Genomic DNA, 14,655 nt, shown 5'->3' on the forward strand with positions numbered 1-14,655 from the left:
GGCGACGCTATCCTGACGGCGGGCGGACGAGCGGGCCGCGGCATCCGAAGGGAGTCCGGTGACAGACGAGGTCGAATGCGTGGTGGTCGGCGCCGGCGTCGTCGGGCTGGCGGTGGCGCGGCGACTGGCGCGCGACGGTCGCGAGGTGGTGATCGTCGAATCCGAGGACGCCATCGGGACAAAGACCAGCTCCCGCAATTCCGAGGTCATCCACGCCGGGATCTACTATCCGCGCGGCAGCCTGAAGGCACGTGCGTGCGTCGCGGGTCGCGAAATGCTCTATCGCTACTGTGCCGAGGCCGGTGTGGCCCACCGACGCATCGGCAAGCTGATCGTGGCCGCCACCGAGGATCAGCGTCCACAACTTCAGCGCATCATCGCCGCCGCGCACGCCAACGGGGTCACCGATCTCCGTCTCGTCGAGGGTCCCGAACTGGCCGAGATGGAACCGGACCTGTCAGCGGTCGCGGCGGTGCTGTCCCCGTCGACGGGCATCGTCGACGGGCACGGCTTGATGCAGGCGCTGCGCCGAGACGCCGAGGACGCCGGAGCCTGGGTGGTCGTCCACAGCCCGCTCGTCGCCGGCGAGATCGGCGCCGACGCGACGATCACGGTGGAACTCGGCGACTCGTTCCGGGTCCGGTGCACGACACTCGTCAACTGCGCCGGGCTGGGGGCGTGGGATGTCGCCGCCGCACTGGACGGGTTCCCGCCCGGGCAGATCCCGTCGCGCCGTTTTGCCAAGGGCAACTACTTCGGACTGGACCACGGCACCGCGCCGTTCTCCCGCCTGATCTACCCGGTGCCGGTGGCCGGCGGCCTCGGTATCCACCTGACGCTCGACCTCGACGGTCGGGCGCGATTCGGCCCCGACGTCGAGTGGCTGGGGGACGTCGATCCCGCGCAGGTCGACTTGTCCGTCGATCCCCACCGCGTGGATACGTTCACCGAAGAGATCCGGTGGTACTGGCCCGGACTCCCCGACCACGCGCTGCATCCCGATTACTCGGGCGTCCGCCCCAAGATCAGTGGTCCCGGTGACCGGGACGCGGACTTCGCGGTGCGCGGACCCTCGGATCACGGGATACCGGGCCTGGTCCACCTGTTCGGCATCGAATCGCCCGGACTGACGTCGAGCCTCGCGCTCGCCGACGAGGTGGCGGCGAGACTGCGGCCGTAATCGGACGGCGCTTTCTCCGACGTTGACGGCGCTCTCTCAAATCGCTAGTCGAGCCCGACGAGGCGCCGGCCGAGGAGGTGTCGAGGCCTGGTGGGGTGAGGCTGGAACGTGCCGGGGCGTCGGGTGCAACGACATCGAGCGCTGTCAACGGGAAAGCCGAGCGCTGTGAACGCGGAGACGGGCGAAGTCGATGTGAGCAGGAGCGCGGTCGACGAGCGGGCGATTGCGGCGTCTGAACAACCCGCTCGTTGATGTGATCCCTGTCGCCCGATCAGATCCGTGTGACGTGTCGGTGGCCGGAGCCGGGGTCGTAAGCTCGGAGAGGACCCCGACCCGCGGGCCGCGGATGCGGCGACAGCAAGACAACGCATCAACACGCACGATGTCGCCGCGACCGCGATACTGGTAGCGCCGAGACAACACGAATCCCGGTGCTGCGTGACCACGACTGGAGAGTAAGGCGGATTATGAGCGCGGAAAAACCGACCATCATCTACACGCTGACCGACGAAGCGCCCATGCTGGCGACCCACGCTTTTCTGCCGGTGATCCGAGCGTTCGCCGATGCCGCCGACATCAACGTCGCGACGACTGACATCTCCGTCGCAGCCCGCATCCTGGCCGAGTTCCCCGACTACCTCACCGACGAGCAGAAGGTTCCCGACAACCTCGCCGAACTGGGCAAGCTCACCCAGGACCCCAGCACCAACATCATCAAGCTGCCGAACATCTCCGCGTCGGTGCCGCAGCTGCTGGCCGCGATCAAGGAACTGCAGGCCAAGGGATACAAGATCCCCGACTTCCCGGGCAGCCCGAAGACCGACGAGGAGAAGGCGATCCGCGACCGCTACACCAAGTGTCTGGGTAGCGCAGTCAACCCCGTTCTGCGTGAGGGAAATTCGGATCGACGCGCCCCGAAGGCGGTCAAGGAGTACGCCCAGAAGCACCCGCATTCGATGGGTGACTGGTCGATGGCGTCGCGCACCCACGTCGCGCACATGCGCCACGGCGACTTCTATCACGGCGAGAAGTCGATGACCGTCGACGGTGATCGTGACGTCAAGATGGAACTGGTGACCACCGGCGGCGAGACGATCGTCCTCAAGCCGAAGGTGTCGCTCACCGACGGCGACGTCATCGACGCCATGTTCATGAGCAAGAAGGCCCTCATCGACTTCTACGAGGAGCAGATGGAGGACGCCTACAAGACGGGCGTGATGTTCTCGCTGCACGTCAAGGCCACGATGATGCGGGTCAGTCACCCGATCGTGTTCGGCCACGCCGTGCGCACCTTCTACAAGGATGCCTTCGCCAAACACGGTGACCTCTTCGACGAACTCGGCGTCAACGTCAACAACGGGCTCTCGGATCTGTACGCGAAGATCGAGTCGCTGCCGGCGTCGAAGAAGGAAGAGATCATCGACGACCTGCACAAGTGCCACGAGCATCGCCCGGAGCTGGCGATGGTCGACTCGGCGCGCGGCATCTCCAACTTCCACTCCCCCAGCGATGTCATCGTCGACGCGTCGATGCCCGCGATGATCCGCGCCGGTGGCAAGATGTACGGCGCCGACGGCCGGCCCAAGGACACCAAGGCGGTCAACCCGGAATCCACCTTCTCGCGGATCTACCAGGAGATGGTCAACTTCTGTAAGACCAACGGCGCCTTCGATCCGACGACGATGGGAACGGTCCCCAACGTCGGCCTGATGGCGCAGCAGGCCGAGGAGTACGGCTCCCACGACAAGACCTTCGAGATCCCCGAGGCCGGTTCCGCCAACATCGTCGACGTGGCCACCGGCGAGATCCTGCTGTCCCAGGATGTCGAAGAGGGCGACATCTTCCGTCTGTGCATCGTCAAGGACGCCCCGATCCGGGATTGGGTGAAGCTCGCGGTCACCCGCTCCCGTGATTCCGGCATGCCGGTGGTGTTCTGGCTCGATCCGTACCGCCCGCACGAGAACGAGCTGATCGGCAAGGTGCGGACCTACCTGAAGGATCATGACACCGAGGGTCTCGACATCCAGATCATGTCGCAGGTGCGCGCGATCCGGTACACGATGGAACGCCTGATCCGGGGTCTGGACACCATCTCGGCAACCGGCAACATCCTGCGTGACTACCTCACCGACCTCTTCCCCATCCTGGAACTCGGCACCAGTGCCAAGATGCTGTCGATCGTGCCGTTGATGGCCGGCGGTGGTCTCTACGAGACCGGTGCCGGTGGGTCTGCGCCCAAGCACGTGAAGCAGCTGCTGGAAGAGAATCACCTGCGCTGGGATTCACTGGGTGAGTTCCTCGCGCTGGCGGTGAGCCTGGAGGATCTGGGCCGCAAGAATGGCAATGCGAAGGCGACGATTCTCGCCAAGACGCTCGACGCGGCCACCGGCAAGCTCCTGGAGAACAGCAAGGGTCCGTCGCGGTCGACCGGTGAGCTCGACAACCGCGGAAGCCAGTTCTATCTCGCCATGTACTGGGCGCAGGAACTCGCCAACCAGACCGACGACGCCGAGTTGGCGAAACACTTTGCGCCGCTGGCGAAGTCGCTCGCCGAGAACGAGGACGCCATTGTCGCCGAGCTGAACGACGCTCAGGGCGGTGCCGTCGACATCGGTGGCTACTATGCACCGGATTTCGAGCTGACCGACAAGGTGATGCGCCCCAGCGCCACGTTCAACGACGCCTTGGCTGCCGTCAGCGGCTGACCGCCGGTCACAACGATCAGGGGTCGTCGCCGGATGCGACAAGCACCGGTGGCGGCCCTTCGTCGTGTTCGGGCGCTGTCGGTGTGGCGGGGCTACATCGATTCGAAGGCGCGGCCCAGCTCGGTGGCGACGTCGATGATGCGTGCCTTGGTGATGGCCGGATCGTTGATGCGCACGGCGACGTCGGCGGCGATGAACCGGCGGATCTCGTCGTCGACCTGGCCCACCATCCGGATGATCTCGCCGCGCAGGTTGCGGGCCGCCACACCCACTGTCACGTCCCGCGGACGTGGTTCGGCGACGTCGATGTGCAGTTCCAATGGCTCGATCGCCCGAGCGGTCAGGGCGAGGGCCACCGAGCCGTCGACGTCGTAGCGGATGCGATCGACCTTCAGATCGACCAGCAATCGGATACTCAGCGGTATCTGGACGGCAAAGGTGATGACGTCGGAGACCTCACGCACGATGTGGGGTTCGTCAATGCGCACCCGGGCGCGGACCTTGGCGATACCGCCGGGGCCCGACGGGATCGGTCCGACCTCGAAGGAATCACCCGTCAGCGTGGAGAATGCGCTGGCCACGCGGTCCTCGGTGACCGCCACCTCGAAGAAGCGGCGGCCGAACTCCTCGTACGTCAGCTCTGGCATCTCTCCATGGTGGCAAATCTCACCGAACTCGGGGGCGATCAGGGTCAACAAGCGTGGTCAGTGCCTGCCGTGCGCGTCGGCGCGGGCAGCCGCGTCCGGCCACATCCGGGGACATGGCGTGCCCGGGATGGTCGCGACCTCGAAGTGCCACCACTCGTTGGCGAATGTGCGGCACAGCCCCCACCGGTTGCCGTTGCGCTCGAGCCAGGCCGCCCCGGCCTGCGGCCCGACGTCGATCGCGTGACCGCCGACGTGGGTGGACTCATCCGGCGGTAGCACCCAGCGGCGTGCCGCCTCGGGGCTGCCGTAGGTGCCGATCGCGTCCCGCCACAGTTGCTGCTGCTCGGCCCGGGTGCGGGCGCCGGAGGTGATGTGCAGCGGAACCCCGTCGTCGTGTGCGGCCGCGGCGGCCTGCGCGTACGCGGTCGCCAGGACCGGGTCGAGGCCGGCGGTGCCCGACTCTGCGTGTGCCGGGGCCGCGGTCCCCGACCAGAGCAGGGCCAGCGCCCCGAGGACGGCCGACAGCATTGCGAGGCGGGCGGTCAGTGGTGTGCGACGGGCAGTTGGCGGCATCAGGGAGAACGACACCCGACCCAGTATGCCGTCTACTCTCGGCCGGTCGTGGTGAACGGCAACACCAACCGCGAGGGGTGGGCGGCGTCGCGGAACACCTTATGGGTGACCGGACGGCCGACCGGCAGGTGGAAGGCATCCGGTGGCAGCAGCGAGTTGTGGTCGTCGACCAGCGGCTCGTCGCCGCCGTGGGATTCAACGTCCCGGCGGCGGTGCCGGCATGTTCACCAGCACCTTGGCGATCTCGGGATGCAATGCCATCGCTCATGCCCCCGCGGTCTGGGATGTCGACTGTGCTGCCGGCTTCTGACCCGGGAAGGCGTCGTTGAGTTCACCCTCGGTCCAGCCGGACCGCGAAATACGTTGCAGCTCATCGGTGCCGGGCTTGCGGACGGCCTGATACTGCGCCAGCGCGGCCGGGACGGACGCCGCGTCACGCAGTGCGTTGGCGAGTTCGCCGGCATCGAAGATCGCCGAGTTCGCGCATCTCCTCGTTGGACACCACCGGTCACCAGGTGGGGATCCCGTTGTGGAACAGCGCTATCGAACAGGCGAAGGTGGCCGCGACGACGTTGCTGCTCGGCGCGGATGCGCCCGCGCTGGTGCATCGGCCGTACTTCTGGACCGAACAGTTCGGGCTGTCACTCAAGGCGGTCGGTGATCTTCCCTTCGTCGGCGAACCCGAGCGTCTCGACGGGGACCCGGACACCGATTCCGCGTCTGCGTCGACTGTGCGCGTCCTCGCGGGGCCGCGCCGGTGGACTGAGCAGGACGCGTGCCCAGGACCCCGATGGTCACCGGGCCAATACAGTAATGCCCATGACCAGTCTGCGCGAGGCCCAGAAGCAACTCACCCGCCGTCGACTCCTGACGGCCGCGCTGGAGACCTTCCAGGCCAAGGGATACGCAGCCACCACGGTCGATGACATCGCCAAGGCGGCCGGCACCACTCGGGTGACGTTCTATGCCTACTTCCCCAACCGCAGCGATCTGATGAGTGCCCTCGTCGACGAACAGCTCAACGAGTCATTGCAGCGCGATCGGTCCGATGACCACGGGTCGACCGCCACCGATCTGGTCGCGGTGGTGGCGGCGGGGACTCGCGACAGCATCGAGGCGTGGATGCGTGAACGCGTGACCATCTGGCCGGAGATCCGGCCGATCATCCGCATCGCCCGGCAGGCGGCCGGGGTAGATCCCGATCTCGGTGACATCGTCGAACGGTGGATGGAGGAGGCCGTGGCCGACATCGAGGAGGGACTCGAGCGGGCCGGCCGGTTCGAGAAACACCAACGCCACTTCCGGGGCGTCCTGGCCATCGCCGAACTCGACTACGTCGCCCAGAACTGGGGCAGCTCCGACTGGAAACTCGACGAGGAACAGATGATCACCGAACTCGTCGACAGTTGGGTTCGGCTGCTCGCACCGGCCGCGCACTGAACGTCCGCCGTGGTTGTGCCCGACGATCCGGACGAGTCGGAGTCTGGTGTCGGCAGGCGCGTCCTGGTGGTCATCAGTGCGCTGTTGGCATTCGGCCCGATCTCCACCGATCTCTACCTTCCGGCGCTCCCCCGGGCCATCGTGGGCCGATCGGTGTTCGGGATCGGCACTGGTGTCGGTCTTTGCGCTGCTCACCGTCGTCGTAGGGCTCGGCCCGGTACTGGCCCCGCTGCTGGGTAGCGCCATCCAGCTGGTCGGTTCGTGGCGCACGATCTTCGCCTTGCTCGCCGTCATCGGTGCGCTCCTCGTCGTGGCCACCGCGATGTGGATCCCGGAAACGCTGCCGCCGGGACACCGAGTGTCCGGCGGGGTGCTGGCCGGCGCCTCGGCGTCGTATGGGCGGCTGCTCAGCGATGGCCGTACCTGGCTGGTCATCACCACCGGCGCCGTCGGTTTCGGGGCGCTGTTCGCCTACATCACCGGCTCCCCCTTCGCATTCCAGGAGGTGCACGGACTGAGCCCCTCGGAGTTCGCGGTGGTGTTCGCGGTCGACGGTCTGTGCCTGATGGCGTGTGCACGGTGGGTGCGATTCTCCCGAGCGCTCCACCAGATCGCCTGTGGTGCTGCGTTTCTCGTAGCCGGTTCGGCGCTTCTGGTCGTGGCCGCGGGAACAGATGGCCTGGCGGCTGCTCGTCGGCTGTGCGGTCATCGCAGCGTTGTGGGGTGTGATCGGCCGAGCGTCACCGCCCTGGCATTGATGCGCCATCCCGAACGCGCCGGCGCGGCGGCGGCACTGCTCGGCGCACTGCAGTTTCGTGGTGGGCGCGGTGACGGGCTCGCTGGTGGGGCATAGAGCCACCACGGGGATCCCGTCATCATCCCGCGTCGCATGGGCCGATTGCATCGAAATGACAAGCCATGTCCGGCAGCGCTTCTCGTCGCCGGTCCGGGGACAGGCGAGGTTCCTGTCCCCGCGTCGGAGGCCTATGGTGGAGGTGCCTGCGAATGAAGTCGGAGGCCTATGCTGGGGGTGCCTGCGAGAAAAGGAGTCAGTGGTGAGTGAGCATGAGGTCAAGATGATCGTGCTGTCGACCGATGATCTCGACGCATCCATCGAGTTCTACAGCGAGACCCTGGGTTTCGCGCTGAAGTTCCGTGACGGTGCGCATTTCGCGGCATTGAACGGCGGGGCCGTCACCCTGGCGCTGGCCACCGAGGTCGATCACCCGATCCCGGGACAGGTGGTGGTCGGGATCAAGACCGACGACGTCGACGCGGCCGCCAAGGCCATCGAGGCGAGTGGCGGCGGCATCGTCAAGGGTCCCTACGACGATGCGCATGAACGTCGCGCCGTGGTCTACGACAACAAGGGCAACGGACTGGTGTTCTACAGTCCGCTCGCACGCTGATCGTGCCGACCGGGGGTAGCGCTTGCGCATCAAAGTGAATACAATTAAATCGTGCACTACTTATCGGCGCCGGGTGGATCGCCCGGTGTACGCGGGTAGCCGACACCCGAGCCGTACACCCCAGAGCCATACACCACAGCCGAGACAAGGAAGACCCCGATGAGCAAGACGTCCACGGTCACCACGACCAGCACGGCCACCGAGCGCCCGCACGGCTGGCAGTACGTGAAGTATTGCTACGGCGCTCGCCTGCCCGATTCGATGCGCGACTGGGTGACCAACGATCTCGCCGGGCCCGGCGCGGCCACCCGGATGGTCGCGCGCTGGGCGATACCCTGCATCATCGTTCTCGTCCCGCTGCTGTTCGCGCCCGCCGACTGGCTCGTGCGCGCGAACATGACGGTACCGATCCTCATCCCGTACATCTTCTTCTCGATCGCGTTGAACCGGGTGTACCGGCGTTTCCGGCTGACCCAGCACGGACTCGATGCCGATCTCGTCAACAAGCTCGAACGTGAGAAGAACGCCGACCTCTACGACGAGTACCGGCGCAAGTACCGCGGCACCGGACACTGAGCCCGGCGCTTCGGCGCAATCCCGACCCACGAAGTGGGGGAAGCATCGTCTTCCCCCACTTCTTCTGTTGTGTCGTCTTCTGTTGTGTCGTCGGTCGGCTGTTCTGGTGGGTCGGCGTTGTCAGATTTCTGGTGGGTCAGCCGTGTCAGATCAGCCGGTTGCGGCCCGATGACCGCCGCAGTTCGGTGAACGCACCGATCGACTTCGAGGTCGCGGTGGCGACCGGCCGCCCACCCGTCTCGGTCTTCGACACCATGATCACGTTGTCGATGTAGGGCTGGATGGTGCTGGTGTTCTGCACGGTGGCCACGATGATCAGCTGGAACCCGAACTTGCGGAACGCCGAGAGGGCCTGCTGGGCGAACTGCGGATCGGACTTGGAGAACGCCTCGTCGAGCATCAGCTGCGCGAAGATCGGCCGATTGTCGTCCCCGTCGGGACTCGCGAGGTTGAAGCTGAGCGCTCCGGCCAGACAGAACGCCATCAGTTTCTCCTGCTCACCACCGGAGTTGTCGCCGGCGTTGCTGTAGGTCCGGATCGTCTCGCCGGTCGTGGCGTCGTGCTCCTCGCAGTAGAAGTCGAAACGGTTGCGCACGTCGAGGGCATCGCGGGTCCACTGGCGATCCTCCGGGGTGGCACCCGCGAGACGTTCGCGCAGCAGCAGGATGTCGGCATACTGCTCGAGGATCGCCTGCTCGTCGCCGAAGGCGACCGCGGTCGACCGCCGGGAGATCTGACGGGCCTTCTCGGTCAGTTCGGCCGCGGCGGCGAGGTGCTTGCGCCCGGGCTGCAGACGCAGCCGGGTACCGCGGTTGAACGCGACGGCCCCGAGGCCGGTGTTGACGCGTTCGATCTGTTCGACGATGCGGCGTTCCTCGGCGTCTGCGGCCATGTGCAGGTTGAGGATCGCTCCCGGCGCCTGCTCGGTGATCAGTCGACGCATCCGTTCGTAGGCCGACGGCAGTTCCCGTTCGTCGATGCGGCGGCACATCGCGACGTAGTCGTAGACCCGCTCGTCGAGGTCGTCGCTGTCGTTGGGGATGGCGTCGGGGAACTCCTCGTCGTAAGTCCGCACGATCCGTGCGAGTTCGTCCCGGGAACGCCGGGCATCGGCGCGCATGCGGTCACGGTCCCGGCCGACCGCCTTCACCAGTTCCGCGCGGTACGGTTCGGGTGCGAGGACGTCGAGGATGGCCGGCGACTCCTCCCGGAATCCGTCGAGCGCCACCTCGATGCCCTCACCGACCTGTTCGGGCGTGAGTCGGTCGGTGAGGTCGAGCAACTGGGTGCGGCGCTCGTCGTGGGAGGCGATGCGGTCGCGCACCAGCGCCGCCTTGGAGATCGCCGCGCGCACCTGTTCCCAGATCTCTTCGGCCTTGCGTTGCAGGGCCTCGACGTCGGGATGCTCCTCCATCAGCAGTTCGTACTGGGCGGACAGGCGCTCGGCGCGGTCCTCGGCCGACTCGACATCGATCTCGGTCCACTGGGTGAACTGTTCGCAGACACTGCGATACGCGTCGCGTCGCCGTTGTTTGTCGGATCGGTCGGCCTCGATCGACGCCGTCGCCGCGCGGGCCGACTCATAGTTGCTCTCGTGCTGATCGAGTTCGTCGCGCAGGGCGGCGAGTTTGGCATCGACGTTGCCGACGAAGATGAACTGCGACGCCCGCAGGGTCTGACGGTCATCCTTGATGGCGAGTCTGGCCGAATCCTTGCGCAGCCCGCGATCGGTGACTGCCTTCGCGTGCCGGGAGAACTCGGCGGGATCGTCGACGCAGACGTAGTTGCCCAACCGGTTGAGGATGGTCAGGGCCTCCGCCGAACTGGGATGGGTGGGGTCGACCGGACGCAGCGTCGCGGCGAGCGTACCGGGATCGGCGGCCCCGGCGTCACGGGACTGGACCTGGTGCAACTGGATCCGGCCACGCATGTCGTGGGTATTGACGAAACGCAGTGCGGCATGGAAATGCCTGTCGGGCACCAGGAGTCGTAATCCTGCGGTGCGCAGTACCTTCTCGACGGCCGGCCGCCACCGTTCCTGACCGGGATCGAGTTCGACGAGTTCGGCAACGTAGCGCAGTTCGGTGTCGTCGACCTGCAGGGCGTCGGCGATCACCCGGCGCATCTCGTGCTCGGAGCGCGGCAGCGCCGAACCGGCGTTCTCGACGCGGGTGAGTTCGTCCCTCGCGGCGTCGCGCCGGGTCCGGGCGGCCACCTCCTGGGCGAGAACCTCGGCGTAGTGTCCCTTTCCGGCGTCGAGGAGCCCGTCGATCCGGGTGGCCTCCTCGATCAGGAACTCGCGTGATTCCCAGAAATCCTCTGCGGTGTCCGGGATCTCGACGTCGAGCGCGGACAGTTTCGCCTCATACGAGGAGAACCGGATCGACACCTCGTTGGCGGCCTTCTGGGCGGCGGTGAGCTGCTCGGACAGCGGGGCGAGATCCGCTGTGCTCGAAGCGATCCGGGACAGTAGGTGACTGTGATCGGTCCGCAGCTGATCGTGTTGGGCGGTCAGCGCCTCGAGGTCGCCGTCGAGGCGTTCGATCTGATCGTCGAGGTCGGCGATCTCCGGTTGTGCGTGCCGGATTCGCAGATTGGTCAGGTAGGCGCGTACGGCGGCGGTGTCGATGGTGTCGAGGACCGAGAACTTCGCCGCCTCGGTCGCGTAACGTTCCTGGATCGCCTCGATGTCACCGAGAATGGTGCGTTTACGCCGGGCGATGTCGAGGAGTTCACGTGCGTCGACCAACGGATCGATCTGCTCGAGAGCATCCTTGATGCCGACAATGCTCGTCGGTTCGTCGAGCATGAACTCGCGGACGAACTGCGCCAGGCCACCGACGCTCTTGAGCGACTTGGCCTTTCCGAGAAGTTGTTGGGCCGCATCGGATCCGCGGATGCCGATCAGTGAGTACAGGGATGCGAGGTACTTGCCCTCACCGGGACCACCGCGCCAGCCACGTTCACGGAGTCGGGCGGCGTTGTGATTGCCCTGCGCCCACTCGTTGCAGGCCTCGACGATGTCGGCGTCACCCTCGGTCAGGAAGTAGGCGCTGTGCGCATCTGTCATCTTGCCTGCGGCAAGCCATTTGAGCACCAGCCCGGTGATCGCGGCACCCGAATCGGAGGTGTAGGTGACCGCGATGGCCGCCCACGCCGGACCCGTGCCGCGCAGATACATCACCTCGCGGGTGGAATTGACCCCGTCGCGGCGCTCGCCCCACGCGCCGCGGACGTACTTGCCGACCGTGCGTTTGCCACTGGCCGAACCGGCGGCCGTGGCGTCGCCGGAGGCGTTGAAGTTGCGCCGATGATCGGGCAGGAAGGCCAGCGAGATCGCGTCCAGCAGTGACGACTTACCACTGCCGGACGAGCCGGTGACCAGAGACCCGTTGACGCTGAACGGAATCGAGTGGTACCCGTCGAAGACACCCCAGTTGATCAGTTGCAGCCGGGAGAGGTGGAACTGATCGACGCGGCTGCTCACCATTGGTCATCCCCCTCGTCGTCGATATCGTCGGCATCGAGATCCACCGGATCGGCGCCGTCGTGATCCGACGGCGTGTCCTCCGCGTCTTCGTCACCGACTTCGCCGGAACCGATGAACACCTCGAACTGGTGTTGGAGATCGGTGATGACCGAGGCGGTCATCACCGCGGTGATCACCGGGCTGACGGTGAAAGTGTCGGGGTCGTCGCGGTGACGACGCAGGAACTCGAGCTCCTCGAGTTTGTCGATGGCCTTGTCGATGCGCTTGTCGAACAGTGTCAGGTCCCGGTCGATCGTATTCGACACGCCCGCGAACAATTCGTGGATCTCCTCGTGGGTGATCAGCACTTGTTCCTCGCGCGCGGCCCGCATGTGTTTGGCCAGATGCAGAGCCAGGATCGCATCATAGGTCTGGATGGTCTCTCGTTTGAGAAGCCTTCTACCCCAGCGTGAGTCATAGCCCACCTGCTCGACGAAGGCGACCTCGAGTTCGGTGACCAGCCGCAGGCGCAGATCGAGTTCGGACAGCCGTACACGCAGCCGATCCTGATACTCGAGGACCCACGACCACAGCTGCGGGGTGCGATCGGCACTCACGTAGCGGCGGGTCACCAGGTTCTGCAACGCCCAGCACGCACGGTCGGGCATCTCGCTGAGGTCGCCGTCGAAACGCGGCACCTTCGGGCTGTCGTCGACGGTGGCGGTCCGGGCGACGGCGGGCAGGTCGTCGTAGCCGCGGAACTCGTCGGTGGTGGCAGGGTCGACGGCGGTGCCGTGGTCGCGATTGTCGGTCACAGGGTGTCGGCCTCCGCGGTCGGAATCGGTTCGGTGAAGGTGAGGCTCGGTACCTCGATGAAGCGGTCGTCGCCATCGAGCGAGCGGAAGCGGAGGACCGAGGTCGGCGTGGATGCGGTTGGGGGAGGCGCCGACGCCCCGGGTTGGCGCAACGCCCACGACCACAACACGATCACATGGGCCAGATACGGTTCGTCGAGCGAGTCGATGGCCTCGGCGAGGGTGACCGGACCGGTGTGCAGGGCGTCGTTGACGCGCTCGGTGAGTTCGACGGTGTCGACCTGGCCGGCCAGCGACACGAACGAGTCGAGATCGGCCTGTCCGTCGGCGATGAGCGCCGGGGTCGGTGGTTCGGGATTGCGGATCTCGAACGCCAGTCGGCCGATGGAGGTCAATGACGTTGTGGCCAGGGGCAATTCGTAGCCGAGGCGACGATCCGACAGCGATGTCGACAGCAACTCGTTCGCCGTCGACAACGCGTCGTTGAGCTGGCGGGCGATGCCGCGGCTCTGTTCGAGGGTGCCGGAGGCGACGAATCGGCGGATGCGGCGGGCGCAGCGCCGACGGATCCGGCCGACCTCACCGATCTGCTGGGTGACGAGGACGAAGAAGTTGTCCATCACCGACCGCAGCGCCGGATCGATACCGGGGAGACGGGCGATGACGGTGTCGATGTCGGCGATCAGCTTCGCGCGTTGTGCGGGGTCGCCGATCATCGTCGTGAAAGCGTGGTAGGAGGCGCTCTGTGACGACTCCAGCAGCGATTCGTAGTCGTCGAACATCTGCCGTTGCCGATCCCGGTAGGCGAGGTCGGAATCGCCGGGATCGTCGAGCAGCGCGGTGGTGATGCGATCGAGCATGCTGCCGTACTGACCGATGTCGGAGATGACCTGTTCCATCTGATAGGCGATGGCGCGGGCCTCGTCCTCGGCGGCGGCCAGGTCGGGCTCGCGCCGACGACCGGCATCGAGGTCCGCCAGTTCGGCGTCGAGTTCCTCGATCTGTTGGGTGAGGTCCTCGCGCAGTGCGTCCGCGTCGTCGCTGACCTGTCCGGCGACGCGCCGCAGGCCCGCGGCGATGCCGTTGATGGACCCACCGGTGGCCACCGAATCCTCACGACGCAACCGGCGGGTGTAATCGAGGACCGAGCGAGCCTCGGGCGTCAGGTGGCACAGATTCTGCCCGGTGACCGCCGGATCGGGCATCCGGTGCAGCCATCCGTTCTTGGCCCACAGTTTGATGAGGTCGAGTCCTTGGGGCTGGTCGGTGAGACCGAGGTCGGCGATGTCGCGATCGAGGCGGACCGCCAGGTCGGTCTCCGACCGTCGCGAGCCGAAGTCGAGGTGGCGCTCCATCAGGGTGACGTAGAGAGCGGAGTTGGTGGCCGCGAAGAGGCGCACGGCGGCAGACTTCTGGATCGAGCGATTGGCCTCCCACGCCTGCGCCAGCGCCGGCTGTTGCACACTCTCCATGGCCGCCTCGTGGGTTCGTCGGGAAACAGTTCGTCGGGGACACTTCGTCAGGGACATTCGGACCCGAGGTAGTGTCCCACGGCCGGGTCGCCTCGCCCGCGTCGCCCGGTGGCACGTGTGGAGGCATCGAGGTATCCGCAGGTCGATCGGCTGGGGTCGATGCCCGCGCACGTCGTTGACGGCGCTCTCGCCCGCATCGACAGCGCTCTGCCGGACGTTGACGGCGCCCCGATGACAGAAGCCAACGACGCACAGAGCGCCGTCGGTGAGGAAAGGGCGCCGTCAGTGAGGAGCAGAGCGCTGTCGGTGAAGCGGTGTTGACGCCGCGGTGGGTCGAAGGGGTCAGCGGCCTGGCATGGTTGCGACGGC

The 14,655-nt window shown here is 66.4% G+C and carries 12 protein-coding genes and 1 pseudogene; 6 read left to right on the forward strand and 7 right to left on the reverse strand.

Features of this window, described 5'->3' with window-relative positions:
- The first annotated feature begins 58 nt into the window (after positions 1-58).
- Both ACWDPV_RS09745 and ACWDPV_RS09750 read left to right on the forward strand, forming a co-directional pair.
- Positions 59-1,180 (forward strand): NAD(P)/FAD-dependent oxidoreductase, encoded by a 1,122-nt coding sequence (locus ACWDPV_RS09745; RefSeq protein ID WP_449742785.1) that lies wholly within the window; start codon positions 59-61, stop codon positions 1,178-1,180.
- 467 nt (positions 1,181-1,647) lie between these two features.
- Complete coding sequence (locus ACWDPV_RS09750; protein ID WP_449742786.1) at positions 1,648-3,885, forward strand: NADP-dependent isocitrate dehydrogenase; 2,238 nt, start codon at positions 1,648-1,650, stop codon at positions 3,883-3,885.
- 92 nt (positions 3,886-3,977) lie between these two features.
- Here the strand turns inward: ACWDPV_RS09750 and ACWDPV_RS09755 are convergent, their stop codons facing one another.
- The 4 genes and pseudogenes from ACWDPV_RS09755 to ACWDPV_RS09770 form a co-directional block, all read right to left on the reverse strand.
- Positions 3,978-4,532 (reverse strand): hypothetical protein, encoded by a 555-nt coding sequence (locus ACWDPV_RS09755; protein ID WP_348806850.1) that lies wholly within the window; start codon positions 4,530-4,532, stop codon positions 3,978-3,980.
- A 57-nt stretch (positions 4,533-4,589) separates the two neighbouring features.
- Positions 4,590-5,060 (reverse strand): M15 family metallopeptidase, encoded by a 471-nt coding sequence (locus ACWDPV_RS09760; RefSeq protein WP_348806910.1) that lies wholly within the window; start codon positions 5,058-5,060, stop codon positions 4,590-4,592.
- 77 nt (positions 5,061-5,137) lie between these two features.
- Positions 5,138-5,284 (reverse strand): annotated as a pseudogene (locus tag ACWDPV_RS09765) (X-Pro dipeptidyl-peptidase domain-containing protein); the annotation flags it as partial.
- Between the two features lie 329 nt (positions 5,285-5,613).
- Positions 5,614-5,754, reverse strand: coding sequence for a hypothetical protein (locus tag ACWDPV_RS09770; protein ID WP_348806849.1), 141 nt, complete (start codon positions 5,752-5,754; stop codon positions 5,614-5,616).
- A gap of 170 nt (positions 5,755-5,924) precedes the next feature.
- On the opposite strand from ACWDPV_RS09770, the gene ACWDPV_RS09775 reads away from it, so the two are divergent.
- The 4 genes from ACWDPV_RS09775 to ACWDPV_RS09790 all read left to right on the forward strand — a co-directional run bounded on the left by ACWDPV_RS09775 (position 5,925) and on the right by ACWDPV_RS09790 (position 8,530).
- On the forward strand, positions 5,925-6,545 hold the full coding sequence (locus ACWDPV_RS09775; protein WP_449742787.1) for a TetR/AcrR family transcriptional regulator: 621 nt from the start codon (positions 5,925-5,927) through the stop codon (positions 6,543-6,545).
- A 172-nt stretch (positions 6,546-6,717) separates the two neighbouring features.
- Complete coding sequence (locus ACWDPV_RS09780; protein ID WP_449742788.1) at positions 6,718-7,398, forward strand: MFS transporter; 681 nt, start codon at positions 6,718-6,720, stop codon at positions 7,396-7,398.
- Between the two features lie 202 nt (positions 7,399-7,600).
- Positions 7,601-7,954 carry a VOC family protein gene (locus tag ACWDPV_RS09785; RefSeq protein WP_348806847.1) on the forward strand — a complete coding sequence of 118 codons (354 nt, stop codon included), beginning with the start codon at positions 7,601-7,603 and terminating at the stop codon, positions 7,952-7,954.
- 159 nt (positions 7,955-8,113) lie between these two features.
- Positions 8,114-8,530 carry a DUF5313 domain-containing protein gene (locus ACWDPV_RS09790; protein WP_449742789.1) on the forward strand — a complete coding sequence of 139 codons (417 nt, stop codon included), beginning with the start codon at positions 8,114-8,116 and terminating at the stop codon, positions 8,528-8,530.
- 145 nt (positions 8,531-8,675) lie between these two features.
- Here the strand turns inward: ACWDPV_RS09790 and ACWDPV_RS09795 are convergent, their stop codons facing one another.
- Genes ACWDPV_RS09795 through ACWDPV_RS09805 form a run of 3 tightly spaced genes read right to left on the reverse strand, consistent with a single transcriptional unit; the run spans position 8,676 to position 14,286 of the window.
- On the reverse strand, positions 8,676-12,017 hold the full coding sequence (locus tag ACWDPV_RS09795) for an ATP-binding protein (protein WP_449742988.1): 3,342 nt from the start codon (positions 12,015-12,017) through the stop codon (positions 8,676-8,678).
- Positions 12,014-12,814 carry a DUF4194 domain-containing protein gene (locus ACWDPV_RS09800; RefSeq protein WP_449742790.1) on the reverse strand — a complete coding sequence of 267 codons (801 nt, stop codon included), beginning with the start codon at positions 12,812-12,814 and terminating at the stop codon, positions 12,014-12,016. Before ACWDPV_RS09800 ends, ACWDPV_RS09795 begins: the two co-directional genes overlap by 4 nt.
- Positions 12,811-14,286, reverse strand: coding sequence for a DUF3375 domain-containing protein (locus ACWDPV_RS09805; protein WP_449742791.1), 1,476 nt, complete (start codon positions 14,284-14,286; stop codon positions 12,811-12,813). Before ACWDPV_RS09805 ends, ACWDPV_RS09800 begins: the two co-directional genes overlap by 4 nt.
- Between the last annotated feature and the right edge of the window lie 369 nt (positions 14,287-14,655).

This window comes from Gordonia sp. NPDC003504, assembly GCF_053587995.1.